At 57.9% G+C, this 25,231-nt stretch carries 19 protein-coding genes and 1 tRNA gene; 7 read left to right on the top strand and 13 right to left on the bottom strand.

What is annotated here, in order from left to right; all coding sequences use genetic code 11:
• Nucleotides 1–108: 108 nt before the first annotated feature.
• Nucleotides 109–1,035, bottom strand: coding sequence for a dTDP-4-dehydrorhamnose reductase (gene rfbD / locus ACZ5IL_RS03615; RefSeq protein ID WP_464595214.1), 927 nt, complete (start codon nucleotides 1,033–1,035; stop codon nucleotides 109–111).
• Complete coding sequence (gene rfbC / locus ACZ5IL_RS03610; protein ID WP_464595213.1) at nucleotides 1,035–1,589, bottom strand: dTDP-4-dehydrorhamnose 3,5-epimerase; 555 nt, start codon at nucleotides 1,587–1,589, stop codon at nucleotides 1,035–1,037. Before rfbC ends, rfbD begins: the two co-directional genes overlap by 1 nt.
• Nucleotides 1,590–1,694: 105 nt before the next feature.
• Between rfbC and rfbA the strand changes: the two genes are divergently transcribed.
• Genes rfbA through ACZ5IL_RS03590 form a run of 4 tightly spaced genes read left to right on the top strand, consistent with a single transcriptional unit; the run spans nucleotide 1,695 to nucleotide 5,649 of the window.
• The gene (gene rfbA, locus ACZ5IL_RS03605) at nucleotides 1,695–2,570 is read left to right on the top strand and encodes a glucose-1-phosphate thymidylyltransferase RfbA (protein WP_464595212.1); all 876 of its coding nucleotides are present in this window, start codon (nucleotides 1,695–1,697) and stop codon (nucleotides 2,568–2,570) included.
• A gap of 25 nt (nucleotides 2,571–2,595) precedes the next feature.
• Nucleotides 2,596–3,660, top strand: a complete 1,065-nt coding sequence (gene rfbB / locus ACZ5IL_RS03600) for a dTDP-glucose 4,6-dehydratase (protein WP_464595210.1) — start codon at nucleotides 2,596–2,598, stop codon at nucleotides 3,658–3,660.
• A gap of 59 nt (nucleotides 3,661–3,719) precedes the next feature.
• Complete coding sequence (locus ACZ5IL_RS03595) at nucleotides 3,720–5,021, top strand: UDP-glucose dehydrogenase family protein (RefSeq protein WP_464595209.1); 1,302 nt, start codon at nucleotides 3,720–3,722, stop codon at nucleotides 5,019–5,021.
• A complete protein-coding gene (locus ACZ5IL_RS03590) occupies nucleotides 4,999–5,649 on the top strand; it encodes a hypothetical protein (RefSeq protein ID WP_464595207.1) in 651 nt (216 codons plus the stop codon). Before ACZ5IL_RS03595 ends, ACZ5IL_RS03590 begins: the two co-directional genes overlap by 23 nt.
• Before the next feature lie 182 nt (nucleotides 5,650–5,831).
• On the opposite strand, the gene ACZ5IL_RS03585 is transcribed toward ACZ5IL_RS03590, so the two are convergent.
• Nucleotides 5,832–7,076: a glycosyltransferase family 92 protein gene (locus ACZ5IL_RS03585; RefSeq protein ID WP_464595206.1), complete on the bottom strand. Its 1,245-nt coding sequence runs from the start codon at nucleotides 7,074–7,076 to the stop codon at nucleotides 5,832–5,834.
• 632 nt (nucleotides 7,077–7,708) lie between these two features.
• Here ACZ5IL_RS03585 and ACZ5IL_RS03580 point away from each other — a divergent pair.
• Nucleotides 7,709–8,512, top strand: a complete 804-nt coding sequence (locus tag ACZ5IL_RS03580) for a glycoside hydrolase family 71/99 protein (RefSeq protein ID WP_464595205.1) — start codon at nucleotides 7,709–7,711, stop codon at nucleotides 8,510–8,512.
• A 160-nt stretch (nucleotides 8,513–8,672) separates the two neighbouring features.
• Here the strand turns inward: ACZ5IL_RS03580 and ACZ5IL_RS03575 are convergent, their stop codons facing one another.
• The 8 genes from ACZ5IL_RS03575 to ACZ5IL_RS03540 form a co-directional block, all read right to left on the bottom strand.
• Complete coding sequence (locus tag ACZ5IL_RS03575; RefSeq protein ID WP_464595204.1) at nucleotides 8,673–9,596, bottom strand: glycosyltransferase family 2 protein; 924 nt, start codon at nucleotides 9,594–9,596, stop codon at nucleotides 8,673–8,675.
• Nucleotides 9,597–9,610: 14 nt separating this feature from the next.
• Entirely contained in the window at nucleotides 9,611–11,815 is a 2,205-nt protein-coding gene (locus ACZ5IL_RS03570; protein ID WP_464595203.1) for a glycoside hydrolase family 99-like domain-containing protein, read from the bottom strand.
• A 164-nt stretch (nucleotides 11,816–11,979) separates the two neighbouring features.
• A complete protein-coding gene (locus ACZ5IL_RS03565; RefSeq protein WP_464596800.1) occupies nucleotides 11,980–14,016 on the bottom strand; it encodes a tetratricopeptide repeat protein in 2,037 nt (678 codons plus the stop codon).
• A complete protein-coding gene (locus ACZ5IL_RS03560; RefSeq protein ID WP_464595202.1) occupies nucleotides 14,016–15,365 on the bottom strand; it encodes an HlyD family type I secretion periplasmic adaptor subunit in 1,350 nt (449 codons plus the stop codon). The genes ACZ5IL_RS03565 and ACZ5IL_RS03560 overlap by 1 nt, the downstream gene beginning before the upstream one ends.
• A complete protein-coding gene (locus tag ACZ5IL_RS03555) occupies nucleotides 15,355–17,589 on the bottom strand; it encodes a peptidase domain-containing ABC transporter (RefSeq protein ID WP_464595201.1) in 2,235 nt (744 codons plus the stop codon). Before ACZ5IL_RS03555 ends, ACZ5IL_RS03560 begins: the two co-directional genes overlap by 11 nt.
• Entirely contained in the window at nucleotides 17,586–17,831 is a 246-nt protein-coding gene (locus ACZ5IL_RS03550; RefSeq protein WP_464595200.1) for a hypothetical protein, read from the bottom strand. The genes ACZ5IL_RS03555 and ACZ5IL_RS03550 overlap by 4 nt, the downstream gene beginning before the upstream one ends.
• A 225-nt stretch (nucleotides 17,832–18,056) precedes the next feature.
• Nucleotides 18,057–18,614, bottom strand: coding sequence for a class I SAM-dependent methyltransferase (locus tag ACZ5IL_RS03545; RefSeq protein WP_464595199.1), 558 nt, complete (start codon nucleotides 18,612–18,614; stop codon nucleotides 18,057–18,059).
• 259 nt (nucleotides 18,615–18,873) lie between these two features.
• Nucleotides 18,874–20,061, bottom strand: coding sequence for a calcium-binding protein (locus tag ACZ5IL_RS03540; RefSeq protein ID WP_464595198.1), 1,188 nt, complete (start codon nucleotides 20,059–20,061; stop codon nucleotides 18,874–18,876).
• 435 nt (nucleotides 20,062–20,496) lie between these two features.
• Between ACZ5IL_RS03540 and ACZ5IL_RS03535 the strand changes: the two genes are divergently transcribed.
• Nucleotides 20,497–21,156 carry a ParA family protein gene (locus ACZ5IL_RS03535; protein ID WP_309773965.1) on the top strand — a complete coding sequence of 220 codons (660 nt, stop codon included), beginning with the start codon at nucleotides 20,497–20,499 and terminating at the stop codon, nucleotides 21,154–21,156.
• A 45-nt stretch (nucleotides 21,157–21,201) separates the two neighbouring features.
• On the opposite strand, the gene ACZ5IL_RS03530 is transcribed toward ACZ5IL_RS03535, so the two are convergent.
• Both ACZ5IL_RS03530 and ACZ5IL_RS03525 read right to left on the bottom strand, forming a co-directional pair.
• The gene (locus ACZ5IL_RS03530) at nucleotides 21,202–21,597 is read right to left on the bottom strand and encodes a transposase (RefSeq protein ID WP_464595197.1); all 396 of its coding nucleotides are present in this window, start codon (nucleotides 21,595–21,597) and stop codon (nucleotides 21,202–21,204) included.
• A gap of 635 nt (nucleotides 21,598–22,232) precedes the next feature.
• Nucleotides 22,233–22,308: transfer RNA gene (locus ACZ5IL_RS03525), tRNA-Ile, on the bottom strand.
• Between the two features lie 648 nt (nucleotides 22,309–22,956).
• Between ACZ5IL_RS03525 and flhA the strand changes: the two genes are divergently transcribed.
• Nucleotides 22,957–25,080 carry a flagellar biosynthesis protein FlhA gene (gene flhA, locus ACZ5IL_RS03520; RefSeq protein WP_464595196.1) on the top strand — a complete coding sequence of 708 codons (2,124 nt, stop codon included), beginning with the start codon at nucleotides 22,957–22,959 and terminating at the stop codon, nucleotides 25,078–25,080.
• Nucleotides 25,081–25,231 lie beyond the last annotated feature (151 nt).

The raw sequence follows: 25,231 nt of genomic DNA, 5'->3' as shown, positions 1-25,231 counted from the left end.
CACCGGAAGCTGGTTCAAGAAATCGAAATATGCTCCAGGAGTAATCCTTTCGAGCATGATCTTATCCGAAACCAGGTTTGCCTTTTTGGCGGGGCGCTGAGGCCGGGATCATGCTCTCATTGCCAAGACCGCCTGCTCGCCTTGACGGGTAACAAGGCTGTCGAGTTCCGCCGATAGCGCTTCCTGCCAAGTTGGCGGAGTCAACGCGAAACGATCTCGCAATTGCGACAGGTCGAGCCTGGAATTACCAGGTCGCTTGGCCTTGGTCGGAAAATCGGCCGTGGCTATCGGGGTAATCCTTTCCACCAGGAGCTTCACACCGCGAGACTTCAATCCGTCGACGATGGCGGTGGCAAAGCCGTGCCAACTCGTTTCGCCAGCACAGGAGAGATTGACCACACTGCTGTGGCGCGCGAACAACGCGCTCAAGTTCGATGCATTCGAGAACACGATGTTGGAAATGGCATTAGCGATGGTGCTTGCCGTGGTCGGGGCGCCGGTCTGATCGGCGACAATGCGCAATTCCTCGCGTTCACCAGCCAGCCGCGCGATGGTCCGCAGAAAATTGGCGCCGATCGCGGCGTAGACCCAGGAGGTGCGTGCAATCAGATGCGGCCCACCAGCCGCCTGGATGGCGAGATCGCCGGCGAGCTTACTTCCGCCATAGACCGAGAGCGGGCCGACGGGACTGTCCTCGCGCCACGGCTTGTTGCCCGAGCCGTCGAAAACATAGTCGGTCGAGAAATGGATCAACGGCACACGATGCCTTGCCGACCATTCCGCGATCGCCGCGGGCGCTTTGGCGTTGATGAGGAAAGCGAGTTCACGCTCGTCCTCTGCGCGATCCACCGCGGTATAGGCTGCGGGATTGACAATGAGATCGGGCTTGAATCCGTCGAGCGCTCCGGCAAGCATTTCGGGCTTCGAAAGGTCGAACGCACTGCGCGACGGCGCAATGACCGTACCGCGCTTATCCAGCAACGGCCGAAGCGCCCCGCCGACTTGACCGCTGGTACCCGTCAACAATATCCGCATCAGACTTGCCCATAGCGAGGAAGGTCCTTGATCTCCGCGAGCAGCGGCGCATCCGCATCCTTGGCTGACAAGGACGGCGTTTCCACGCCCCAATCGATGCCGATTGCTGGATCGTTCCAGCGGATCGAGACCTCGTCCTTCGGACTGTAGAGATCGTCGCATTTGTAGAAGAAATCAGCGGTCTCGGAGAGAACGACAAAGCCGTGCGCGAAGCCGCGGGGAACCCAGAGCTGCCGCCTGTTGTCTTCGCTCAGCTCAACGGCCACGTGGCGGCCGAAATTCGGACTGCCAACGCGGACGTCGACGGCGACATCCAGAACCTTGCCGCGGAGCACCGTCACCAGCTTCCCTTGCGGAAAAGGATTTTGCAGGTGCAACCCGCGCAGCACGCCCCGGGCAGAGCGGGACAGATTGTCCTGGACGAACGGGCAAGTGACTCCGTGCTCGGAGTAACGGGGAAATTGATACGTCTCGAGAAAAAAGCCGCGCTGATCTCCGAACAGCCTGGGCTCGATGACCACTGCGTCGGGAACTTCGGTCCGAATAACATTCATGTCGCGTCACTTTATATTTGTTAACGTATGATGCCTCCGCATTGATAACAAACTTGCACGCTTAACACTATATGTTATGTTATCAGCGATTAAATGAGAGGGGCCATGAAAGGCATCATTCTTGCCGGGGGGACGGGTTCCCGCCTCTACCCGGTGACGACGGTCGTTTCCAAGCAGCTCCTGCCCGTCTTTGACAAGCCAATGATCTACTATCCGCTGTCCACACTGATGCTGGGCGGCATTCGCGAGATTCTGATCATTTCGACACCGCAGGACGGGCCGTTGTTTCATCGGCTACTCGGCGACGGCAGCGAAATCGGCATGCGCTTTGCCTATGCGACGCAGGAAACCCCGCGCGGGCTGGCGGATGCCTTCATCGTCGGCCGCGATTTTATAGGCTCCGACTCCGTCGCGCTCGTATTGGGCGACAACATTTTCTACGGTCATGGGTTGCCCCAACTGCTATCGGCCGCGTCCTCCCGCAACAAGGGCGCCACTGTGTTCGGCTATGTCGTGAACACCCCTGAACAATACGGGGTCGTTGAGCTCGACGACACCGGACGAGCGCGCTCGATCGAAGAGAAGCCGAAGCAGCCGAAATCCAACGTGGCCGTGACCGGGCTGTATTTTTATGACAACGACGTCGTGGAGATTGCAGCTGGAATCAAGCCATCTCCGCGCGGCGAGATCGAGATCACGGACGTCAACAACGCCTATCTTGAGCGCGGCGATCTGTACGTCGAGGTTCTCGGGCGCGGCTTCGCCTGGCTCGACACCGGAACGCATTCCTCGCTGGTCGAGGCCAGCCACTTTGTCCAGATCCTGGAGCAGCGTCAGGGCTTACGCATCGCTTGCCCCGAGGAAATCGCGCTGCGGCAAGGCTACATCTCGCTTCCGGCATTTGAGAAGGCTGCCGAGAAGAATGGGAAAAGCAGCTACGGCGAATATCTGAGATCCGTTGCCATTTCATACCAGTGTTAATTCCAGTTCGCGGAGGCGATCGGTTATGCGCTTTAAGGCTTCGACCATTTTTGTCACAGGCGGCGCGGGATTCATCGGTTCGGCGGTGGTTCGCCACCTCCTGCACAATACTCACGCTCGCGTGGTCAACATCGATAAATGCACCTACGCAGCGAACCTCGACTCACTGCCTGATACGAACGAGAACCTGAATTATGCCTTCGAGAAGCAATGCATCTGCGACGGCCTCGGGCTGCGTCATCTTTTCGAGAAATATCGACCAGACGCCGTGATGAACCTCGCCGCCGAGAGTCATGTAGACCGCTCAATCGACGGCCCAACTGAGTTCATCCAGACCAACATCGTCGGTACATTCACTCTTCTGCAGGAAACATTGCGTCATTGGCGTTCGCTGTCGCCCGAGAAACAAAAGAAATTCCGCTTCCTGCACGTCTCAACCGACGAGGTATTCGGCTCGCTTGGCGACGATGGCTTTTTTACGGAGGCCACCGCCTACGCGCCGAACTCACCCTACTCGGCTAGCAAAGCATCCTCCGACCATCTGGTGCGCGCATGGCGCGAAACCTATGAGCTGCCCACGCTGGTCACCAATTGCTCGAATAATTACGGCCCCTATCACTTTCCTGAAAAGCTGATCCCGCACATGATCATCAAGGGCCTCGCCGGCGAGCCGCTGCCTGTTTATGGCGACGGCAAGAACATTCGAGACTGGCTCTATGTCAATGATCACGCGAAGGCGCTCTCACTGACCCTCGAGCACGGCGCTGTCGGCGAAACTTACAATGTCGGCGGACGTAACGAGCGCACTAACCTGCACGTCGTCGAGAGCATCTGCGATCTGCTCGACGAAATCCTGCCGGGTGCGGCACGGCATCGTGACCTCATTACTTTCGTCGCCGACCGCCCCGGCCACGATCGGCGCTACGCCATCGACGCATCCAAGCTCGAGCGCGAACTCGGTTGGCTCGCGGAGGAGACCTTTGAGAGTGGGATTGAGAAGACGGTGCGTTGGTATGTCGACGAACAACCGTGGTGGCGGACGATCCTGGAGCGAGGCTACACAGCAAAGCGCGTGGGACTCAGGCAGTAGCCTGCCGATGGCTCGCTCAAAAACTCGCTCTGTGATCGGAAATCGGAGTCCATAATACCATGCGCATCGTGATGATCGGCGCCGGCTATGTGGGCCTGGTATCGGCAGCCTGCTTCGCAGATTTCGGTCATGACGTGACCTGCGTCGACAAGGATTCCAACAAGATCGCAGCACTGAACCAATACAGGATTCCGATTTTTGAACCCGATCTCGACAAACTCGTCGAGTCCGGCATCAATTCGGGCCGGCTGAGATTTGGGGTCGATCTCTCCGATATAGGCAACGCCGATGCCGTATTTATCGCGGTCGGAACGCCGTCACGACGCGGAGATGGGCATGCAGACTTGAGCTACGTGCATGCCGCTGCTCGCGAAATAGCTGGTCTTCTGGAGGGTTTCACACTCATCGTCACGAAATCGACGGTGCCTGTAGGAACAGGCGACGAGGTGGAGCGGATCATTCAGGAGACAAATCCGGCGGCCGACTTCGCTGTCGTTGCGAACCCAGAGTTCCTGCGGGAGGGCGCGGCAATCCGTGACTTCCAGCATCCGGATCGCATCGTGGTCGGGACCGAGGACGAGCGCGCCAGGAAAGTGATGGGCCGGATCTACCGCCCGCTTTATCTCAACCAGGCGCCCATCCTCTATACCAGCCGACGGACCGCTGAATTGATCAAGTACGCCGCCAACGCCTTTCTCGCGACCAAGATCACCTTCATCAACGAGATCGCGGATCTTGCGGAACGTGTCGGAGCCAACGTGCAGGACGTTGCGCGAGGCATCGGGCTCGACAATCGCATCGGCGCCAAGTTTCTTCATGCTGGACCGGGCTATGGCGGCTCGTGCTTTCCGAAGGACACCCGCGCGTTATCGAAAACCGCGCTCGATTTTGGCGTGCAGCTTCGCGTCGTCGAGGCCACCCTGACCGTGAACGAGATCCGCAAGCGTACGATGTCGCGAAAGGTAGCCGGCGCGCTCGACCATGATATTCGCGGAAAGACGATCGCCGTACTGGGCCTGACCTTCAAACCCGACACCGATGACATGCGTGAAGCGCCGTCGATCGCACTGATTGCCGGTCTACTCGATTTCGGCGCCAAGGTAAGAGCGCACGATCCCGTCGGCATGGAGCAGGCGAAGAAAGAGCTCTCCGATATCGAATACTGCGACGACCCCTACGCCTGCGCTCGCGGCGCCGACGCACTGGTGATCGTGACCGAGTGGCGACAGTTCCGCGCGCTGGACCTCGAACGGATCAAAACCGACATGGCCACGCCTGTTATCGTGGATTTGCGAAACATCTACAGGCCGGAAGAAGTACGATCGGCAGGATTCAAGTATGAAAGCATTGGTCGCCAATAAGACGAACATTTCGGGGAGCGACACCTTGCTGCCCCCCCACATGGCCGCAACCGACACGAAGCAACAGTTGTTGCCGAGGATGTCTTCAGATGAGGCGGCTTTATTTCTGTCGTTCGTCAGAAACAGCCGTATCTACGTGGAATTTGGAACCGGCGGAAGCACTGCCGTCGCATCAAGGCACGTTCAGAGTTCGATACTTTCTGTTGATTCTTCCCGGGAATGGCTCGATCAAGTCAGGACCGCATGCGCCTCGAGTCAAACAAAGCCAGAGCTGATTTTTGTCGATATCGGTCCGACTGGCGAATGGGGATTTCCGACTGACGCGTCCACGAAATCTCGCTGGCCGGACTATCACTCGGCCATCTGGAAAATGCCGCATAGCGCGGCTGCGGATCTCTATTTCGTCGACGGTCGTTTCAGGGTCGCGTGCTTCGCGCAGATCGTATTGCACTGTAGCCCGAATGCGATTATCGGCATTCACGATTTCACTTCACGACCAAAGTATCATTGCGTCAGGGAGATCGCGCGCGAGATTGCAACTGCCGGCGATATCTCGTTTTTCCGCCCTCTTCCGGAAAGGAGAATTGCAGAGGCCCTCCTCCAATCATTTCATGCCGAGCCGGCCTAACAGCTATTCCGGCTCCGATGGAATCAATAGCTTTTCGTTGACGCGCTTCTTCACGCGAAGAGAAATTCACTTCGTTCGAAAACGCTATAGCTAAACAGCTTCGCTGGTGTCCGCGCCGCAACCGGCGAAGAGGTTGGATTCGCATACTGCGCGCACCGTGCGCTACATCTGCATCGTAACTTTCAGCGATGAGCCAGTTTCTTGAGCTCAGGCAGGAATTTCAGGATCGTCAGATCCTCGACGTCATTACGGTCGCGGAGCGTGAAGAACTCCATCGCCCGTATGCGCTCGGGGTCACCTTCCGCTAAAGGCCTCCCCCGTTCCCGCTTCTTCAAAAGCTGCTGTCGAGATTTCGTATAGTAATGATTGATGGCCAGCTTCTTGCGCTTCGGAACCGAGCACCGACCGCCGATCGGGAAAACGGGCGCGCCGTCCTCCTGGACGTAACATCCCAATACCAGCGACTGATGGGGGTGAAGATAGGCCACGATCGCATCGGGGCGCACGATCGACTTCATCACATAATGATCCGGAAAATCATCAGGAGCCCGTCGCGTAAACGACTCGATGCAGAGGCCTTGTGGTTTTGCCTCATGACCATTGGAACCGAAATTCAGCCATTGAACCGCGACAGCCGGCGCCGAGGGAATATCGTCCAGAACATCCCTGATGCTGTTACCCTCGACGGGATAAAGAAACTCGTCGGCGTCGATAAACGCGCACCATTCGGAGCTATTCCGATAGCTGTCGATTGCGTGATGAAAGGCGCGTATCTGTCCGAACTCACCTTTCACATGGTGGTAGGTGATCATGTCCGGCCAAGGAAAGGATTCAATTATCGCTCGCGTTTCGTCGGTACTTTCGTTGTCGTACAAATAGAAATGATCAACGCCGACCAGCTTGTGGAGGTGCAGCCACTCAAGCAGATCGTCCGCTTCGTTCTTGATCGCACAAACAACAGACAGTCTGTGCTTCTTGCGGCTTACGCCGGCATACAGCTTTTTGGCCTCCATGACTCGGAGAAGGCCAGCGAATTCCCGGCGGAGATTCTCGCTCGAGGGAGCGACCGCCAAGGCGGCAAGATAGGTATCCTGCGCCGCTTGGGCCGAACCCATGTTCAGATGGGTTACGGCAAGTCGATGCAGGATACGGGAATCGGACGGCAGTTCTCTCGCGAGACGCGTCAGAATCTCTCGTGCTCGCGCAAAATCGCACGCCTGCATCAGCACCGCAGCTCTCGCGAACTGATACTCGCTGTACCCGCTAAACTGCTCTTCCAGCTCCCTGACCGACTGCATCAGTTCTTCCGGATTCGGATTGGCAATCCGGCCGGAAAAGAACTCTTTCAATCTTGGTTCGATCTCGTTGGCCGTGAGCGCATCGACGTCCAGGTCCAGGCCGAATTTTGTCAGTGTCGCAGTTTCCATTCCCACCCTGTCGCGCTCCAGGCTTGTTCAAAAACCCTGACACCGACTCCCAATTCCGGCGAAGCCGACTTTGATTTGCCGGATCGCGGCACGATCTTAACATATCAGAGCAGTGTTCAATTCACGTGTGAAGCCTATTCTAGATTTTTGTAAGGTCTTTTCGAGGAAAATCAACAGATCAGTTAACGAATACCACTGTGCAGTGTTATGGTTGAATGAACGAGCCTGACACTCGACGGCCGAAAATGACTACAGACGGAAGGCGTTCGCGCATGTTGACCCGACGCACGATTGTCGCTTCGCTGGCGGCAAGCTTGGTTCCGCCTATCACGCCGATCTTCCGGCGCGGGAGTTTCGCCGCAACGGCGATGAAACCCCGACCTTTGGTGGGAGCAATCCGCTGGGATGCTTGGTATTCGCCGGGCTCGGCGCCGACTGAAGCAGTCGAGAACTCGCTATCGCCTGAGAAATATCGCTGGCGAGCGCCATTTTTCGCCAAAAGCTCCGCTCATGATGCGAAGCCTTTTTCTTTCCCTCCCATCACGCCGGAGGAAATGGACAAGGAGATAGGCCAAGCCGTCTTCGCCGGCCTCGACTACTGGGCCTTCGTTGCCTACGGATCAAACCATCCGATGTCGAAGGCGCTTTATCAGTTCAGAGCTAGCGCGGCGAGTGACAGCCTCAGATATTGTCTATTTACTGAACTTGACCGGTGGGGGTCACGCAACAAGCCGACAACCTTGCCTCAAGAGCATATCGGTCTCATGGCGGACAGGAATTACCTGCGAGTCTCGGGTGACCGACCTTTATATTTTCTGGGTTTCATCGCGCCGGCCTCGATAGAACGAAACTGGAAAGGAGTCGCGGGTCTGAAAGAGCAAATCGAAAAGTTTAGAAGTAGCGCAACCGAGGCGGGGTTGGCCAATCCCTACATCGTGCTGGCCGGAGACCAGAATTTCTTGATGCGGGAAGCCAAACATATCGGCGGGGATGCGACCGGATCATACGCGCTCACGATTGGGAATGGCCGAGGATCTTTTGCCGAGCTTACGCGGGTTGCTGAGCGAGGCTGGAACGAACTCAGTAATGGTCACCTGCCTGTGGTGCCGACCGTGATGACGGGATGGGATCGACGCCCTCGCATTGAACATCCTGTCCCATGGGAAAAAAAACAGAAACCAGGAGAAGGCATAGAGAACTTCTTCACAGCGCCGACGAAGAAAGAACTCGCCGATCATCTGGAACGCGCGCTCGGTTGGGTCACCGCTCGGCCACCGGGCGAGCAGGCCCCCGTCGTGCTGATCTATGCCTGGAACGAGAACGATGAAGGCGGCTGGCTGATGCCGACGTTGCCTTGCCAGACAGACCGTCTTGATGCGCTGCGTCAAGTTCTCAAGAAGACAGCCGTCCCGAGCCGCAAGCCTAAACTCTGCTAGGCCATTTCAACTGGATTGAAATCTTTTTCGCTTCGGATTCTTGGCTCTATGGTTTTGATCTTACGCGTTTTCTTCACGCGAAGCCGTTATCCACTTCGCTCGAAAAACGCTCTAACCGTTTAATTTGGATTCATTCGGCCCGAAATCATCGCGATCTGGGTCACCGCCACTTGAGCGGCATCGTCCATTCGTTCCAGTCCACGGTGCGATGATCAGGATGGTAAGGAGCATACAGTTGCTTCAACCAATAGCTGAAGTTCGGATGGAGCTTGATAAAACTGTAGAAGGCATCTCCGAAGTTTATGGGGCTCAGACAAGCTCTGTTGATCGGTCGTTGAGCTATCGCGTTTGTGCAGTACGACGACATGCAGACCCTTGTTTCGCGTTCGGCCACGTTGCTCAAGCTTCGAAAACTATTCGTTGAATGGAGCCGATACATATAGCGATCCGATTCGACATATTTGGGCTCGACCACTGTTACGGCACGTAGCGCGAACTCCCAATCATGGCAGTATTTCAGATCGGACAGCAACCCGATTTTCCTTAGCAATTCCCGGCTCAATACGAAGTTGCCGCTTGAAGCGGCGACCTGTGAATCCAGAAAGATCCAGGATAACGGAGAACCCGTTATTCGGCCGCGATCAGTGGCGTATCGAAGGCTCGTCGGAAATTGATGGGTTGTTATCGGCCTGCCGCGTTCATCGATTGGCTCAACGGCCGAAAAGCCGAAAAACAGCTTTTCTCTTTCATATTGACTCGCAAATATCCGAATACGATCTTTCGAAAATGCATCATCCGAATTCAGGAAGAAGATCATGTCTCCCTTCGCGAGAGACAACGCCCTATTCCAGGTGCCGGGCGCTCCGAGGTTGAGAGGATTCTTCAGGAGCGAGCAAGATGCGAAGCGCTTGGCAAAGGATCTTTTTTTGAGGACCCGTTGCGCGATTTCGAAGCTCCTATCGGGCGAGTGATCGTCGACGATAATGAGCTCAACGTCGGGGAAGTTCTGTCGATAGACAGTCTCCAGGCATTCTTCGATATATGCTTCATGCCTGTAGCAAGCGATGACGACGCTGGCCAACATGCGGATTCCCCCGCTCAGCGTCGAACAATGATCGAATGATTCGATCTGATGAGCGCACGACTCCCCTCACCTACCTCCAGAACCGCGATCTGGTACTCTCCCTCAGGAAGATCGTGGACGAGAAAGGAGAGTTGGAAACCAAAATAGCAATCACTGCTCTTCGTTCTCATATATTCCTTGACGTCAAACCGCTCATGCCAGTCCACGACCAGACAATATCCGTCTCGCTCCGGCATTTCGGAGTCCGTGGAGAGAAGGATGAGGAAGGCAATCCTGTGTTTGCTTGCCTCAAAGGAGCCGCCCGCGCAAACCCATCCTCGCACGAGCACGACCGATCGCGGGTCCACCACCACCCGTTCGTTCGTTTGAGAATTAATGTTTTCGATGACCAACAACGATTCCGCCGGATTTTCCGACGCGCCCTCGGCTTCAACCGGAATCCCGCTTCGCATATGTTGCAGGCCGGAATAGATCATCTCCGATCGATGAATATTAGCGAGCAATTGAACGTGGGTACTCGCTTCCTTCATCGCTTGCTCGAGCTCTTGCCGACTTAGGCAATCCAGCAAATCCGGATTCGAACGGACCTGAGCCGAGATTGGTTCGGACGATGCCACCCTTCTCACTGCCTCCAGAAACGCCCGACCGTACCGCGAGTCCGGTTCCAGGTGAGCTCCCTCGGCCCATTCATTCCAGGAGTTGATGAAAACAATCGGCTCCGCAAACGGGCCCTTTCTTGCTCTCCCTGCAGCATCCCGCAGCCATACCTCGAACGCCTCCGGACTCGATCTGTTGAAGATGTGTCCGCGTGAACCTTTGCGGGGCGTGTTATCCCAGCGCGGCATGACGGCCGGAAAGCAGGGAAAATCGTAGGTCTTACCCAGAGACGAGCGCACGGCATCGACATAGTCGTAGACTTTTCCCGTGAAGTTCGCCGGCGCGCCCAACTCGGCCAGCGGCTGCTCCGTCGTCGAGACGGTGTGCGGAGGAAACTCAACTGCCGCATCGCAGTTCACATCGCGTGGATCAAACTCCCCGAACGTCATGGCATTACAGATCAGAATTTCCCCGATACCTAGTTCCTTCGCTCTTGCGCGCCATGTTTCAAACAGGCTCTGCCTATCCGGCAACAGCGAGGGTCGATAGATCAAGATGATCTTGCGACCATCTACCGTGATATAGCGTTCATCGAGCAGGAGCTCCGCCATATCGTCGATAAAGCGAACGTCATCTTCCAACGCATGATTCTGTCCGAGCAGGAGCTCGGCATCCGAACCGTCCCAGCGGCGCGACCAGTTCTCATTCGCCCAGCAAATGCAGAACGGCAGGTCTGGCTCTCCATCCTCCAGAAGAAGCTCCAATGGCCGTTCGAGCAGCCTGCGACCCTGGAACCAGTAAACGTAGTAACAGAAGCCATGGATGCCGTAGCGGCGAGCCAACTCGGCCTGTTGCCGGCGGGTCTCCGTCAATCTCACGTCATAAAAGCCCAGATCTGCCGGCAGCCAGGGAGATTGATGTGCAGGAAACTGAGGGCGCATACGTGCGATATTGGTCCATTCGGTGAATCCGGGTCCCCACCATCTGTCGTTCTCCTCGAACGAGTGAAACTGCGGGAGATAGAAACAAACATGACGCACCTGCTTGCCGGCAGGATCCGGATCAGGTGTGATAGGTCTGTTGTTATTCGGAATCAGCAGGTCGGTATAATCGGAGGGTGAAAATCCGAGCGCAACGACCAGTTCATCGGGCGCGATGGCGTCAAAGAGCGGAATCTCGAAAAACTCTCCATCATCTAGACGAACGCGAAGATAGATCTGTGTCTGATCCGGGTCCGCCCATGTGTTTCTGAGCGCGCGCGCCAGACGTCGACGCGCGACAGGGTTCGCCAGATCGATACGAAATCCGGGACGGCCAATTGCCATTCCCGAGCCGATTCCGCCGGGAGCCGCGCGATCCGTTCTCGTCTCCTCGATCGCGTGGGGGCCGACAAAGAGAGAAAGAGAAACAGATACCGTGGGCGAGCGCGTATCGACGATCCAGCCAGAAATTTCCCGGCCGGAATGCTCCAGTATTGCCCCGCGTAGGCGCGCGCCTGACTCCAGATCGCTGAGATCTGGATCCAGGAACGAGCTTTGAAGATTTTCCTCATGTGAAATAGGACTGGCGACGGGTCGCGTATTCTTCGCATTCCTAACATCGCGCTCCGCAATCTTGTTCATCGTACCCGGGTCTCCTGACAGCCCTGACCTGTTAGACTCATGATCCCGCATCACACGCGGGCGAGGCCTGAAGACAAGCCACTCGTATTCCGCCGGCGAGATCTCGCGTGAAGAAGGTGACCCCGCATTCAATTCTCAAGATCGAACCCGATAGCGAGCGATGCTCAGCCATCGACCGTTGTCACGCCGGCCGCATCCAGACGGCGCCGGGCACCTTCATGGTTTTGATTCGCTGCCCGGCGATACCACTGCACCGCCGCGTCCTGATCTTTCATAACGCCGCTTCCCGCCATCAACGCGTCGCCGAGCGCAAACTGCGCTTCCGCCATATCCTGCCGAGCTGCTCTTTCGAACCATTCAACTGCCTTCCCGGGATCGGCCTCGCAGCCTTGCCCTTTTCCAAGCATCACCGCGAGGTTGAACTGCGCAACCTTGTGTCCCTGTCGCGCGGCGGCCTCGTACCACTGCGCCCCCTGCGCAACATCCTGGGCTAAGCCCGCGCCGGTGCAATACAGTACGGCGAGTTGAAACTGCGCGCCGGCATGGCCTGCATGCGCGGCCTTCGTCATCCAGGACGCCGCAGCCTTCGCATCGCTCATACCGTTTGGATCGAGATGAAGAAGCCCAAGGGCATATTGCGCATCGACATGCCCCGCGCCGGCGGCACGCGCGAACCATGTGACAGCAGCTTCGACGTCTGCGTCCCCTCCAAACTTTCCCATATGCAATACGCCGAGCTGGAATGCCGCCGGCGCGTGATCTGCCTCAGCCGCCTCGATCAATAGCGCGCATGCCTGCTCAAGCTGCTCGGTCGAACCGTCCTGATGGAGCAGGAAAAGCGCATAGGCTGTCTTGGCGTCCGGGTCCCCACCCACAGCGGCCCTGCTGAGCCACTCTTCCGCCCGTTTCTGATCGCGCGGAACCCCATTGCCTGCCGAGTAAAGTCTTCCAAGCTGCAACTGCGCGGCGCGGATGCCGCCTTCGGACGCGCGCTCAAACCATTCAATCGCGCTTTCCACGTTGCGTTCGACGCCGGAGCCGTTGAGGTAGAAGATGGCGATGTTGAAAGCGGCAGTCGCGTGACCATTGCGGGCTGCGCGCTCAAACCATCTTGCTGCCTGACGGATATTCGGGCCGACACCGGTTCCGGTCGCATAGAAGCGGCCCATGAAGAACTGCGCCTGCACGTCGTCCCGTTCGGCGGCCTTCTCATACCAGACCGCGGCCTCCCTCAGATCGGGCGCAAAACCTGCGCCGTGCGAATAGAATTCAGCCAACGCCTGAACCGCCGGAAAGTAGTCCTTGCGCGCCGCCTTGCGCAGCGCGGTTTCGGCCCTGTCGATATCCTTCGCAACACCATGGCCCTTCAAGCGCAACAGGCCGATGTTATAGAGCGCGATGACATCGTCGTGCATGGCAGCGCCCTGGAATAGGCGGGCCGCTTCCGCAGGGTTCTCCAGCATCCCCGTGCCCTTCAGGTTCATGAACGCGAGCGCAACCTGCGCCCTTAGATGATCCTGCCCGGCCGCGTTGCGATACCAGGCTGCCGCCTGTTCGAAATCGACGGGAACCCCTTTGCCTTGGAAATAGATATCGCCGAGAGCGAATTCTGCCGCAGCGCAGTTCTGCTCGGCAGCAACTCCATACCATGCGAACGCTATCTGGAGATTCTTCTCGCAGCCGAGCCCCTCGCTATACATATTGCCAAGGACCGTCTGCGCCTCGGCTTTACCTCGTTCCGCCGCGACCGATATCCAATGGAAAGCAGCGTCAATATTCCGCTCAACACTCGTTCCATGCGGAAACACAAGCTGGTGAATATTCGACGCCTTGTCGCCGAGACGTACGGCCGAGGATTGGCGCCATGTTTCGTGGCGATGCGGGCCCAGCAGCGGCTTTTCTCCCTGTAGAAAGATCAGACCGAGCTGAAACTGCGCTTCGACGTTGCCGAGCCGAGCTGCACGCTCATACCAGATTGCGGCATCGGGCACGCTCCTGACGACCCCTTCGCCTTTTACATAAAGCATTCCTATTCGGTAGGCGGCCTCGGCCTCGCCTGTCTCCGACGCCAGCTTCCAGTGCTTGATCGATTCAAGATATTGGCCACGCTCATACGCAGCCATTCCACACTCAAAAGCACCAGCTCGAGAAGATGCAGAAGCCGGGCGCAACCACTGTAAAAGCGATCTAGATGACAGCATCATGGTTCACGCATGGCCTCGTGGAAGCTCTTCAACATTCCGCCGAGCAGATACATCGCGACCGAGCGGGTTCCGACATTGACGTCCCCCTGAAGGGTCATGCCGGGAATCAGACGAAAATTGCTCGGCACGTCCTTGAAATCGGAGGTGTCCACCGAGCACCGTGCCTTGTAATAAGTATAGTTGAGCGGCTTGCCGTCATCGTCCGTGGTGAACGCGCCCTCGCTAATCCAACGCACCTTTCCGCTCGCCGTGCCATGCTCCGCCGCATTGAAGGCATCGACCTTCATGGTGCAGGGATCGCCAGCCCGAACGAACCCAATATCGCGAGAAGCGATCCTGATTTCCGCTTCAAGCTTGATGTCGATCGGCATGAGCGTGATGAAGGGATCTCCCGGCTTGAGGACGGAACCGACCGACAGCCTTGCCATCGTCAGCACCACCGAAGGTTCGGCAGCCGTCCAGCGCACGAGATTCTGGTGCTTGAGCGCCTTCTCATAGGTCGCCCTTGCTTCATCGAGCTTGTTACGCGTCGTCACCAGATCCTGGCTCAGTTGCGCAAACCACTGCTCTTTGAATGCGTCGCGATCGGCGGTTATCGATCCCAGTGAATTCTGCGCCACAATCAGGCCGTTGTGTGCATTTTCCAGCGTCCGTAATAATTCCAGCCGGGCGTCTTGGGAGATGTACATGTTGAGCTGCGATCCGGTACCGCGTTCGGCGAGCGTGGTGCGCATAGTTTCAATTTTCGCCAAGATCTCGTCGCGCTGCCGATATCGAGCATCGTCATCGCGCAGTTTTTCAATCGTCGCCTTGGTCTCCCTGATCTTTGATTCGAAGCTGTTGAGCTGGGCGTTATATTGAGCCACGCGCTGACCGTAGAGCGCCTTCTGCAAGCCTGCGTATTTCTGGAAGTCAGGATCCGACTTGTCGGCAAAAACGAGCGGCTGCTGCTTCAGCTCGGCCTCATCGCGCGCCACTTGGGCCTCAAGGCTCGCGATCTGCAACTTCGCCTGCATCAAGTCCGCGGATGTGAAGGTCGAGTCGAGCGTGGCGAGCAGCTGCCCCCGTTCCACCTGCTCGCCCTCGCGCACGTCGATCGTCTTGATGATCGAGGGATCCAGCGCCTGCAAGACATTGACATGACCGAGCGGCACGATGTTGCCGCTAAGGCTGGTGATGACACGGTCGACCCGCGTCAGACACAGGATCACGATGATCGAAACCAGGAATGCAGAAAGCACGAACAGGGTGGCGCGCGCGACCAGGGGTTCGGCGGCTTCCCGGATTGCATCGGTCTCCGACTGAAATTGGCGAACGGTCGCCAGCGAAACCTGGCTATGGGACAAGGGTCGGGCTCCGAAGTTTAGGCCTGTCACTGCGGACCGTCGGCGCGAGATGCGTGTTCTGCTGGTACCAAAGCGAACTGTAGATGTCGTTCCGTTCCAGCAGCTCCGCGTGCCGCCCAAGATCGTCGACAACCCCGCGGTTGAGCACAAGGATGGCATCCGCTTTTGTTAGCGACGACAGCCGATGGGAGATGATGATCAGCGTCCGGCCATTCGCTATCCGCGCGATATTGCTGTTCACGATGGCCTCGCTGTCGGCGTCGAGCGCGCTCGTCGCCTCATCAAGGATGAGAACCGGCGGATCGACGATCAGCGCTCGCGCAATCGCAAGCCGCTGGCGTTGCCCTCCGGAGAGGTTGGGCGATCCCTCATAGACACGGGTTTCATAACCCCGTGGCAACTTGTCGATGAATTCCTCCGCGCCCGCCAATCGCGCCGCCTTGACGACGTCGTCAAAGGTGGCATCCGGCACGGCTGCGCAGATGTTTTCGCGAATCGTCCCGCTAAAGAGAAAGTTTTCCTGCAGCACGATGCCGACATTCCTGCGCAGATGATCGACGTCGTATTCGCGAACGTCGATTCCGTCGATCTTGATCAGCCCGTCATAATCGGAATGCAATCGTTGCAAGAGTCGTGTGATCGTGGTCTTGCCGGAACCGCTTTTGCCCATCACGCCAAGCGTGGTTCCCCTGGTGACTTCAAAGGAAACGCCGTTCAGCGTTGGCGAGACAGCGCCTTTATACCTGAAGGTGACGTTGGAAAACTCCACTTTCCCCTCGATCGCGGAGCGAACGCCATGCCCTGAACGCCCCTCCTCGGGGGGCTGGTTCACGAGGTTGCGGACCGTTGCGACCGCACTACGCGCTTCGTCATATTGATTGATCAACTGCGCCATCTGCATCAACGGGGCCGATACCCGCTGCGACAGCATCAGGAAAGCGAACAATGCCCCGATGAAAACCGGATCATCGTTGATAAGCGCGAGATAAACGCCGATCGCATAAGAACCGCTCACCGACAGCCGCTCCAGCGGGCGCACCACCGCCTGGATCGCGTTTCCAGTCATCCCTTCCGCGAGCCGCGCCTTGGCGACACGTGCCACCAGCACGTCCCAGAAATGACGCTGCCGCGAATCGAGCGCCAGCGATTTCACCGTCCGAATGCCGTTAAGCGTTTGAACCAGAAACGCACCCTGATCGCCTTCCGCGACCAGGACGGCGTTCGACGCCTTGCGGTAAGTCGGCAGCATCAGAATAAGCCACCCGACGATCAACGCCGAGAACGCCAAGACTATCAAAGTCATCATCGGGCTGAAGAAAAACATGATCGGCAGGAAAAAGATCAACGTCGTTGAGTCCAGTACCGTTCCGAATAACTGACCCATCAGGAACGAGCGAATGCGGAACACCTCGCGGATGTCGCGCGCGACGAGCCCGACGGCGGTCTGCTCGAAATAGTCGATGGGAAGATTGAGGACCTTTTCGAAAACGTAGGTGGACAACTTGACGTCAAGCCTGGTCGTCAGGCGATGAACAAGGACTTGCCTGAGGAACGCGAACGTCGCCTCGAAGGCGATGATGACCAGCATCGCGACGCAGAGCACGTAGAAGGTATTGTACGCGTGATAGAAGATCACCTTGTCCGACAGCAGGCGCCAAAACATGATAGGCGCGAGGCCCAGAAGTCCGAGGACCAGCGCAGCGATTGCGACGTCCCGAACAATGCGACGCTCGCGAAACATCAATGCGACCACGAGACCGAAACTGAACGGCTGCGATTCGTCCGAGATTTCGTAGTTTCGCTTGGCGAGAATGACGTCCCCGGACCAGATGTCTTCGAAGCGAAGCCTGTCGATCACGAGCAGCGCGTCTTCCGCGGCGTTTGGATCCCTCAGCGCGATGCGCGTATTGTTGGCGTCTCCAGTGACGCCCAACAACACCATGAAGCTTCCATTGCGGAGACCGACAATGGCCGGAAGCGCCTTTTTCAGATGGGAAAGCCCGTCCCAATCGAGTTTGACGTGCTTCGATCGCATGCCGGCCTGTTCGGCGCAGCGGACCAACTGGCTGGAAGACACTTCCCCTTCGGTAAGAAGATTATCCTTGATGAGCTGCGTCGAGGTGAGATCCAGCCCGTGCTGCCGAGCGACAATGACCAGGCATTCGAGCCCGGACGGCAGCATCGGATCGATATCGGCATCCTCGGCGACGGCTGGCGCGATCATGAAGTCTCGCTCTGTTCGTTGCAATTCATGATAAGGTCATCCATGCCATCAAGCGAGTGATAATGACCTCTCATTAATAACATTACATATAATGAAAGTGACGAAAACACGAACATTTCAAGAGATGCGGCGGCGTTGAGGCGGCAATTACCCGCATTCGTCGGGCGGCAGAGCCCGGCATCAAAAGGCCGGCGCCCCGGCTCCAGCGTGTCCCGCTTTGTATTAGGGCGCTGCGCCAGCATCCCTTTCCCGGGAGTTCGCTATCGTATGCTTCGGTTGGTCCGGTTCAAAATTGGACTGCCGAAAATGCAACGGGTTCTTCCGAACCACGCAAGGGCGTCCGTGCATGGCCACTCTGCACCGGAATAGAGTCTTTCATAGCTTCACGGAAACGGTGAAAGACTCTAGCTTTTTGATTTGACGCGTTTTCTTCACGCAAACCGGATTCCACTTCGCTCGAAAACGCTCTAAGCCGCCAGCTCCTGAAAATTGAATCCGCTTTCTAACAAAGCCGTCTTGATGGCTGCATCATCGGCCTCGGGCATCAACGCCAGCGCGCAGACCTCGAAATTCTGCATTGAGACGGACACGGTGGGGAAGCCGGCCGTCAATAGCAGATTGCCGAGCCGCTCTGCGGTAAAGCCGGTGCGATGGGCCATATGCAGGTGTCCTTCCTCGATCGCCCGGGAATGGCCGTAGAGCATATCGAGCGGCCTGATCGGACCTGCAGGAGAATTGTAGGCGACGGCCGCAATACCTTGCTCGACTATAAAATGAGCCACCGCTTCGACGTCAGGGCTCATGATCAAGGCAAAGCCGTCCGGTTGCAGCACGCGATGGAACTGGCGCAACGTGGGAAAGATCTCGTGAGCATAAAGATGCTCAAGGACGTGCGACGACCATATCACATCAAACGATTGTGGCTCGAACGACGTTTCAAGTTCGAGGATGGAGCCGACGACATGAGGTTTGACACCCGGGTCGATATCAAAGCGTAATTCTTCCAGTCCTCGCTCCTGAATCATTCGAGCGATTCGTCGGGCAGATCCGGGGCCGGAGCCCGCATTGAGCAAGCGCTTGATACCTCGGGGCAACATCGGCTCCTGGCGTTCCGATCGGAGCTATCGGAAAAAAGTTAGAACAATACCGCTCCAGCGATCTACGACCATGACCCTATCGATGTGGCTTCACAAAGGCACGAGCGGCCCCGTGGCGTGTCTTTGCATCACAAAAGTTAAGGCCCCACCGAAGCGGGGCCTTAACAATCCTGTCCCTCCGTCCGAACTATGAGAGTTTCGGCAGCGTGACGACCTGATCGCTGAAGTGCAGCTCCTCAACTCCGCTGACCGCAACGGTCTGTTCGTCGTTGAAGTGCAGGGTGTAGGTCGACGTGCTCGCATCGACGTCGATCTTGGCGACATCGAAGAACGAACGACCGGCAAACTCGGCGGAGTCGTTACCGTTACCGCCGAAGATGGTATCGCTGCCGCTATGCGACTCGATCCGGAAGGTGTCATTGCCACCTCCGCCTTCCAGCGTGGAATTGCCATGTCCACCACCGGACAGCCTGAAATGGTCGTTGCCCGCACCGCCTTGCATGACGTCGCCCTGCACGCCAACCAGTGTGTCGTTCCCAGCGCCGCCTATAAGCGTGCTGTGTCCTTCCACATCATTATTGCCACCATTATTGCCACCGCCGCCATGACCATGACCTCCGCCATGGTCATCTCCGCGGCCGCCACCATGGTCGTCTCCGCGACCGCCGCCACGGTCATCTCCGCGACCACCGCCACGGTCATCTCCACGACCGCCGTCACGGTCATCTCCGCGACCGCCGCCACGATCATCTCCACGACCGCCGTCACGGCCGCGGCCGCGATCATTATCCCCGAAGGTGCTGTCGTCGGCGCTGGCAACGCGCGCGTTACCGCCGCCGCCTCCGCCGCCGGCGGCCAGCGCACCAGATACCAGGAGATCGTTGCCGGCGCCGCCGTCCAGCGTGTCATTGCCGGTGCCGCCGTAAATGCTGTCATTGCCGGCACCGCCGAATAGCGAGCTATCGCCATGGCCTCCGCGGATGACGTCGTTGCCGCCGCCACCGTAGACCGTATCGTCACCGCTATCGCGAAGGTTGATCGTATCATTACCTCTGCCTGCGGCGACAAAGATGTCGTTATCCCCGCCGGTCACGTTCAGTCTGGCGCTGTGGTCGTCCAGGACGATCGCTTTCAGATTCGGATTCGTCTGGACGCTTGTCGAGTTGGATACGTCCAGAATCTGGACCACCGGCGGCACCGCCCCACCGGCGAACGGCCCTGACTCCAACCATCCCCTCGCACTGTTGTCGCCCTCGTTAAACACACCGCTTTGCTCGAGCGAATCGATCAACGCCGATCGTACGCCCGCTTCGATGTTCCCGTTATTATTGAGAAACTCACCTAACTCGGTCTTCGTCAAATAGGAAACGGCCATGGCGCCCTCTGGCTGGATTTTTTCATGACGAAAGCAGATATTCAGTCGACGCCAATCGACACCAATATACTGCAGTTCGAATGTGCTAGTCCTGAGCCGACCCGAGGCTCACATAACATATAAATGTTATGTTACCTCTCAATTGTTATGTATATGTTAGAGGCACCAGATCGCGCAAGTCAAGGATCAAATTACATCCCCTTAACTTAGATTCGATTGGGACCGTCGGCCCATCAGCCGGATATCTGCGTACTTTGCCGAGCCGATTTCACTAAATCTGGGTCGGATTCGTCCACTAGGCATGCATAAAATCAGAAGGACGGACCGCTATTAAAACCCTGACCGGCCAGCCAATTGTGATTTTCGGTCAAGAAATGGTAACGTCGGCAGATGCTTTTACCGGAAAATGTGAGAATTTGTTGTCGTGGCGCCCGCATGAGCTCTCCCGGACTGAGACGGAGAATTATAACCGTTACTCAGCGCAAAGGCGGTGTCGGCAAAACCACAATTGCGGTCTGTGTCGCCGCTGCGCTCGCGCGCCGGGGACATGACGTTGCGCTTGTCGACAGCGACCCTCAACGTTCCGCCTCACAGTGGGCGGAGCCCGGCAATCTCGAATTCCCGGTCTATGAAATGGCCCTGGAGCAAATGTCAGTCTCCGCCTGGGCGCAGGAAGTGCGCAGCATTGAAGCCGGGGTGATCGTCATCGACACCGCTCCCAACGCTCGAGAAATGGGGGCCTCCATCGCTGTGGCCAATCTGATTTTGGTACCCTGCACCCCGTCCGGCCTTGACCTCGACGCAACACTTCAGACGCTTGCGATCATTAACGCAGCACGGGAACGCCGCCGGGATCGAATCAAGGTGATCCTGGTGCCGAACAGGCTCGATCGCCGCACGCTCGAGGGAAGGCAACTGCTCGACGAGTTAAATACATTCGGTGAAGCGGTCGGGCCGCCGATCGCTAGCCGCGCCGCCTTCGTTCGTTGCTTCACCAGCGGTCAATCGGTAACAAGCTTCGTGCCCGGAGATAACGCCGATCGGGAAATCCAAGAACTGGCGGACGCAATCGAACGGACCGACCAAGAGGAATAGGTAACTCCGCACTCGCAGAGAGACGCTTTTCCCTTCCAAGGACAGCTATCTGGAATTGGCTGGACCAAGCAGGGCCTGGATCACACCAGGCGTCTCCGACGGACGAGACGATGCCGTAACCGCGGCTTCCTCAAGCCTCATTTTCTCTAGCAAGAGATCCGTGACGATCTTTCGAAGCCGCTGGTTCTCGAGTTTAAGCTCCTCCAGAACATGACGCATCTGATCCATCGCCGGAGGTCTGGCAGACGCCACACCTTCTCCTGCATTGTCCTGAAAAACATTTGCTTCTTGCCTTGGCAGGGGCAGTTTCCTCCACCGATGAAGGGTCATGACACTCACACCAAGCGCCTTGCACACATCAACCTGGGAATTGCCCGTGCGGGCAAGCTCGTCTGCCCGGGCAAGCTTCGAAAGAATTTCCTCCCGCGAATGCTTCTTCATCTTCCTACCTGGATACGGCTTCGATGATAGGGAATAGACCGAATATAAATCTCATTTTGAGAACAACTTCACAACGATAAAATAGACAAATAAATATATGACAGCCGATCGCCACAGGATCAAGCTCCGCGCACGTTAGCCTTTCGTGTTAGCTGCAGTGCAACGTAAAACCGAAACCATCTGTTTCGATCCCCGATTGTTATCATATGGCGAGATACCCACGAGGACCGCGATCGGGCGTATCACTTCTTCAGAGCACAGGCGCCAAGGTCTGTGGTCGATCCTATCTTTCCCATCTTGCGTTCCGCGTGCATTCTGTAAGACGACTGCAGTCGTCACAGCGGAACTACCTATCAAACCTCACAGATTCGATTTGTAACCAGCTTCTCGCGCGGACGAACAAGTCGGCACCTTTGTGCCGTGCATTGCGCCGTGACATTGTCCAGATATGTCAGTCGCCCCGCCGCATCTCGCACTTAAAGATGTTGTGGTCATCAGGCCAGATGGCCCCGCGAGGGCAGGAGAATTCGCGGCCCGATCGTCTCGCCGCCTTCGTCGCACTCGCGTAAAATTGATACGCGTTGGCGCCACATGAGTCGGAAGGTCTCACAGGCTCGTGTAGATGCCTGATTTGCTGGTGGGCCCGGAGGGACTCGAACCCCCAACCAGACCGTTATGAGCGGCCGGCTCTAACCATTGAGCTACAGGCCCCGGCCGGACGTCGCGTGTGCAACCGCCGCCGGCGCAGGCATCCCCTTACAATGTCATGTGCCGCGCGGCAATCGGCGGTCAGGGCTTTGGGTGGCTTCGAGCGCGATACGGAGCACGCGCGCCAGATCGGAGCGCGCATTTCCTCCTCTCCGTGACCACCGCGCTAAAAGTGGCACGCGTTCCACAGAAGATGTGCGACTGCGGCAGGCATCAGGCGGGGTCGTAGGTCTTACCAAGCGGGTTTTTGACGCCGCTCCGCAAACCGGACATCTCGATGACCTTTATTTCGATGACCTTATTAGCTGGTTGCGAGCGTACAGGCCCGATGCGGACCGGGACGGCAGCGCCGAAAGAACACGTTCTGTCTGGGCGCCGGCCAAAAGACATCGTTCCAGCGGTCACCAGCGACCACGAGACCTAGCGGCACCGGAAGTGACAGAACCAGACGCAACGAGGGCGTCTTAACTCTTTGCTAACCATACACCGGGCAAATTCTGCCTAGGGGACCGCGCGTCGTCAGCCGCTCAGAACGGCATCGCCCCCAATGAACGCCAGGGCGGCGCCTCACTTCGATTCGAAATGGAGGCGCCTCAGCCGCCGCGCAGACGATCGGCGCGGGAGCGGCCTTGGGCGTGGGGGAGACGGGGGATGAGGGGCATCACGGCGAATCAGGACGCAAATTCGCCAGGCTCGGGTTTTCCGAGTTTTGGCGAGATCGGGATCATGCTGAAGCGCGGCGATCTCGCGCTCGCCTTCGGCATCCTGACGATCCTTGTCGTCCTGATTCTTCCGCTGCCGTCGATCATCCTCGACCTCTTTCTGGCGATCTCGATCACGCTGTCAATCCTGATCCTGATGACGTCCCTGTTCATCCAGGCGCCGCTGGAATTCTCCTCTTTCCCGACCGTGCTGCTGATTGCGACCATGCTGCGGCTGTCGCTCAACCTCGCCTCAACACGGCTGATCCTGTCGCACGGGCATGAAGGCTCGGCCGCCGCCGGCCACGTCATCGAGGCCTTCGGCAACTTCGTGATGGGCGGCAACTTCGTGATCGGCATCATCGTGTTCGCGATCCTGGTGATCGTGAACTTCGTGGTCATCACCAAGGGTTCGGGCCGCATCGCCGAGGTGGCGGCGCGCTTTCAGCTCGACTCCATGCCCGGCAAGCAGATGGCGATCGATGCCGACCTCTCCGCCGGCCTCATCGACGAAAAGACCGCCAAGGAACGCCGCAAGGCGCTGGAAGATGAAAGCGGCTTCTTCGGCGCCATGGACGGCGCCTCAAAGTTCGTGCGGGGGGATGCGGTCGCCGGCCTGCTCGTCGTCTTCATTAACATCATCGGCGGCATGGTCATCGGCATTGCGCAGGAGGGCCTGAGCTTCGCCGACGCCGCGCGCAGCTACACGCTGCTCACCGTCGGCGACGGGCTGGTGACACAGATTCCCGCACTCATCGTCTCCACCGCCGCGGGCCTTCTGGTCTCCAAGGCTGCCGTCACCGGCGCCGCCGACAAGGCGCTGATGAAGCAGCTCTCCGGCTATCCGCAAGCGCTTGGTATGTCAGCCGGGGTCATGCTGGTGCTGGGTCTGCTGCCCGGCATTCCGATGCTGCCGTTTGTCGCGCTCGGCGGCGGAGCGGCGGCGCTTGCCTGGAGTTCGCGAAAACGCCAAAGCGCCGCGGCTGCGGCAGCCATGGCGGCGGCGGCGGACGCCGCGGTCGCCCCCCCGAGCACGGAAGAGCCGATCTCGGCGGCGCTGAAGATCGACGATCTGAAGATCGAGCTGGGTTATGCGCTGTTGCCGCTGGTCAACGGCCCGGATGGCCAGGATCGCCTCACCGAGCAGATCAAGGCGCTGCGCCGCTCGCTCGCGATCGAGATGGGATTCGTGATGCCGGCGGTGCGGATTCTCGACAACGTGCAGCTAGAGGCCAACACCTACATCATCAAGATCAAAGAGGTCGACGCCGGCTCGGGCCGTATCTGGCCGAACCAGTACATGGTGATGGATCCTGCCGGCGATCAGGTCGGGGTTCCCGGCATTCACACCACCGAACCGACCTTCGGACTGCCGGCAACGTGGGTGGATGCCTCGCTCAAGGAGGAGGCCTCACTGAAAGGCTATACCGTGGTCGATGCCGCGACCGTAGTTTCGACCCACCTCACTGAACTGCTCAAGACCAACATGTCGGATCTGCTCTCTTACGGCGAAGTGCAAAAACTTCTGAAGGATCTACCGAAGGAACAGGGCGAGCTGATCAAGGACATTGTTCCAGGCCAGATCACGATATCCGGCATCCAGCGCGTGCTGCAGCTCCTGCTCGCCGAGCGCATTTCCGTCCGCGATTTATCCACTATCCTCGAAGGCATCGCCGAAGCGCTGGCCTTCTCGCGCAACCCGGCGACGCTGGTCGAGCACGTGCGTGCCCGCCTTGCGCGTCAAATCTGCGCCCAAAACACTTCCGTCAACGGTTACCTGCCACTGGTCGCACTATCGGCCAAATGGGAACAGGCCTTCGCCGACTCCATCATCGGCCAGGGCGAGGAACGCAGCCTTGCGATGCAGCCGTCAAAGTTATCAGAATTTATGGCCGCGGTGCGCGACCGCTTCGAACAGGCCGCCCGGGAAGGCGAAGCGCCGGTACTGGTAACCTCGGCCGCAATCCGGCCGTTCGTCCGCTCGCTGGTCGAGCGTTTCCGCGCCCAGACCTCTGTTCTATCGCAGGCCGAAATCCATCCCCGGGCCCGGCTCAAGACGGTCGGCAGCATCTGATTACGCTGCTCGAATCACGCCGCTCTTAATGCGGCATTTTGGCACCAGACAACTGGTTTATCTCCAGCCCTTGCCCGACCCCCGTCGGCCCCGTCGGGACGCGCCGCGTGCGCAGTTTAACGTTAAAATGCTGATGTATTTGCATAATTTA

It is taken from the genome of Nitrobacter sp. CN101, from assembly GCF_055390255.1.
The sequence above is the reverse complement of the archived record's forward strand: the minus strand, read 5'-3'. Positions and strand labels throughout refer to the sequence as shown.

Excerpts from the sequence above, each read along its gene's own strand:
- ACZ5IL_RS03565 (WP_464596800.1), bottom strand. The coding sequence starts at position 14,016 with ATGCTGTCATCTAGATCGCTTTTACAGTGGTTGCGCCCGGCTTCTGCA.
- ACZ5IL_RS03590 (WP_464595207.1), top strand. The coding sequence starts at position 4,999 with ATGAAAGCATTGGTCGCCAATAAGACGAACATTTCGGGGAGCGACACC.
- rfbD (WP_464595214.1), bottom strand. The coding sequence starts at position 1,035 with ATGCGGATATTGTTGACGGGTACCAGCGGTCAAGTCGGCGGGGCGCTT.
- ACZ5IL_RS03535 (WP_309773965.1), top strand. The coding sequence starts at position 20,497 with ATGAGCTCTCCCGGACTGAGACGGAGAATTATAACCGTTACTCAGCGC.
- ACZ5IL_RS03595 (WP_464595209.1), top strand. The coding sequence starts at position 3,720 with ATGCGCATCGTGATGATCGGCGCCGGCTATGTGGGCCTGGTATCGGCA.
- rfbC (WP_464595213.1), bottom strand. The coding sequence starts at position 1,589 with ATGAATGTTATTCGGACCGAAGTTCCCGACGCAGTGGTCATCGAGCCC.
- rfbB (WP_464595210.1), top strand. The coding sequence starts at position 2,596 with ATGCGCTTTAAGGCTTCGACCATTTTTGTCACAGGCGGCGCGGGATTC.
- rfbA (WP_464595212.1), top strand. The coding sequence starts at position 1,695 with ATGAAAGGCATCATTCTTGCCGGGGGGACGGGTTCCCGCCTCTACCCG.
- ACZ5IL_RS03540 (WP_464595198.1), bottom strand. The coding sequence starts at position 20,061 with ATGGCCGTTTCCTATTTGACGAAGACCGAGTTAGGTGAGTTTCTCAAT.
- flhA (WP_464595196.1), top strand. The coding sequence starts at position 22,957 with ATGAGGGGCATCACGGCGAATCAGGACGCAAATTCGCCAGGCTCGGGT.
- ACZ5IL_RS03555 (WP_464595201.1), bottom strand. The coding sequence starts at position 17,589 with ATGATCGCGCCAGCCGTCGCCGAGGATGCCGATATCGATCCGATGCTG.
- ACZ5IL_RS03580 (WP_464595205.1), top strand. The coding sequence starts at position 7,709 with ATGTCGAAGGCGCTTTATCAGTTCAGAGCTAGCGCGGCGAGTGACAGC.
- ACZ5IL_RS03585 (WP_464595206.1), bottom strand. The coding sequence starts at position 7,076 with ATGGAAACTGCGACACTGACAAAATTCGGCCTGGACCTGGACGTCGAT.
- ACZ5IL_RS03550 (WP_464595200.1), bottom strand. The coding sequence starts at position 17,831 with ATGCTGGCGCAGCGCCCTAATACAAAGCGGGACACGCTGGAGCCGGGG.
- ACZ5IL_RS03545 (WP_464595199.1), bottom strand. The coding sequence starts at position 18,614 with ATGATTCAGGAGCGAGGACTGGAAGAATTACGCTTTGATATCGACCCG.
- ACZ5IL_RS03575 (WP_464595204.1), bottom strand. The coding sequence starts at position 9,596 with ATGTTGGCCAGCGTCGTCATCGCTTGCTACAGGCATGAAGCATATATC.
- ACZ5IL_RS03530 (WP_464595197.1), bottom strand. The coding sequence starts at position 21,597 with ATGAAGAAGCATTCGCGGGAGGAAATTCTTTCGAAGCTTGCCCGGGCA.
- ACZ5IL_RS03570 (WP_464595203.1), bottom strand. The coding sequence starts at position 11,815 with ATGAACAAGATTGCGGAGCGCGATGTTAGGAATGCGAAGAATACGCGA.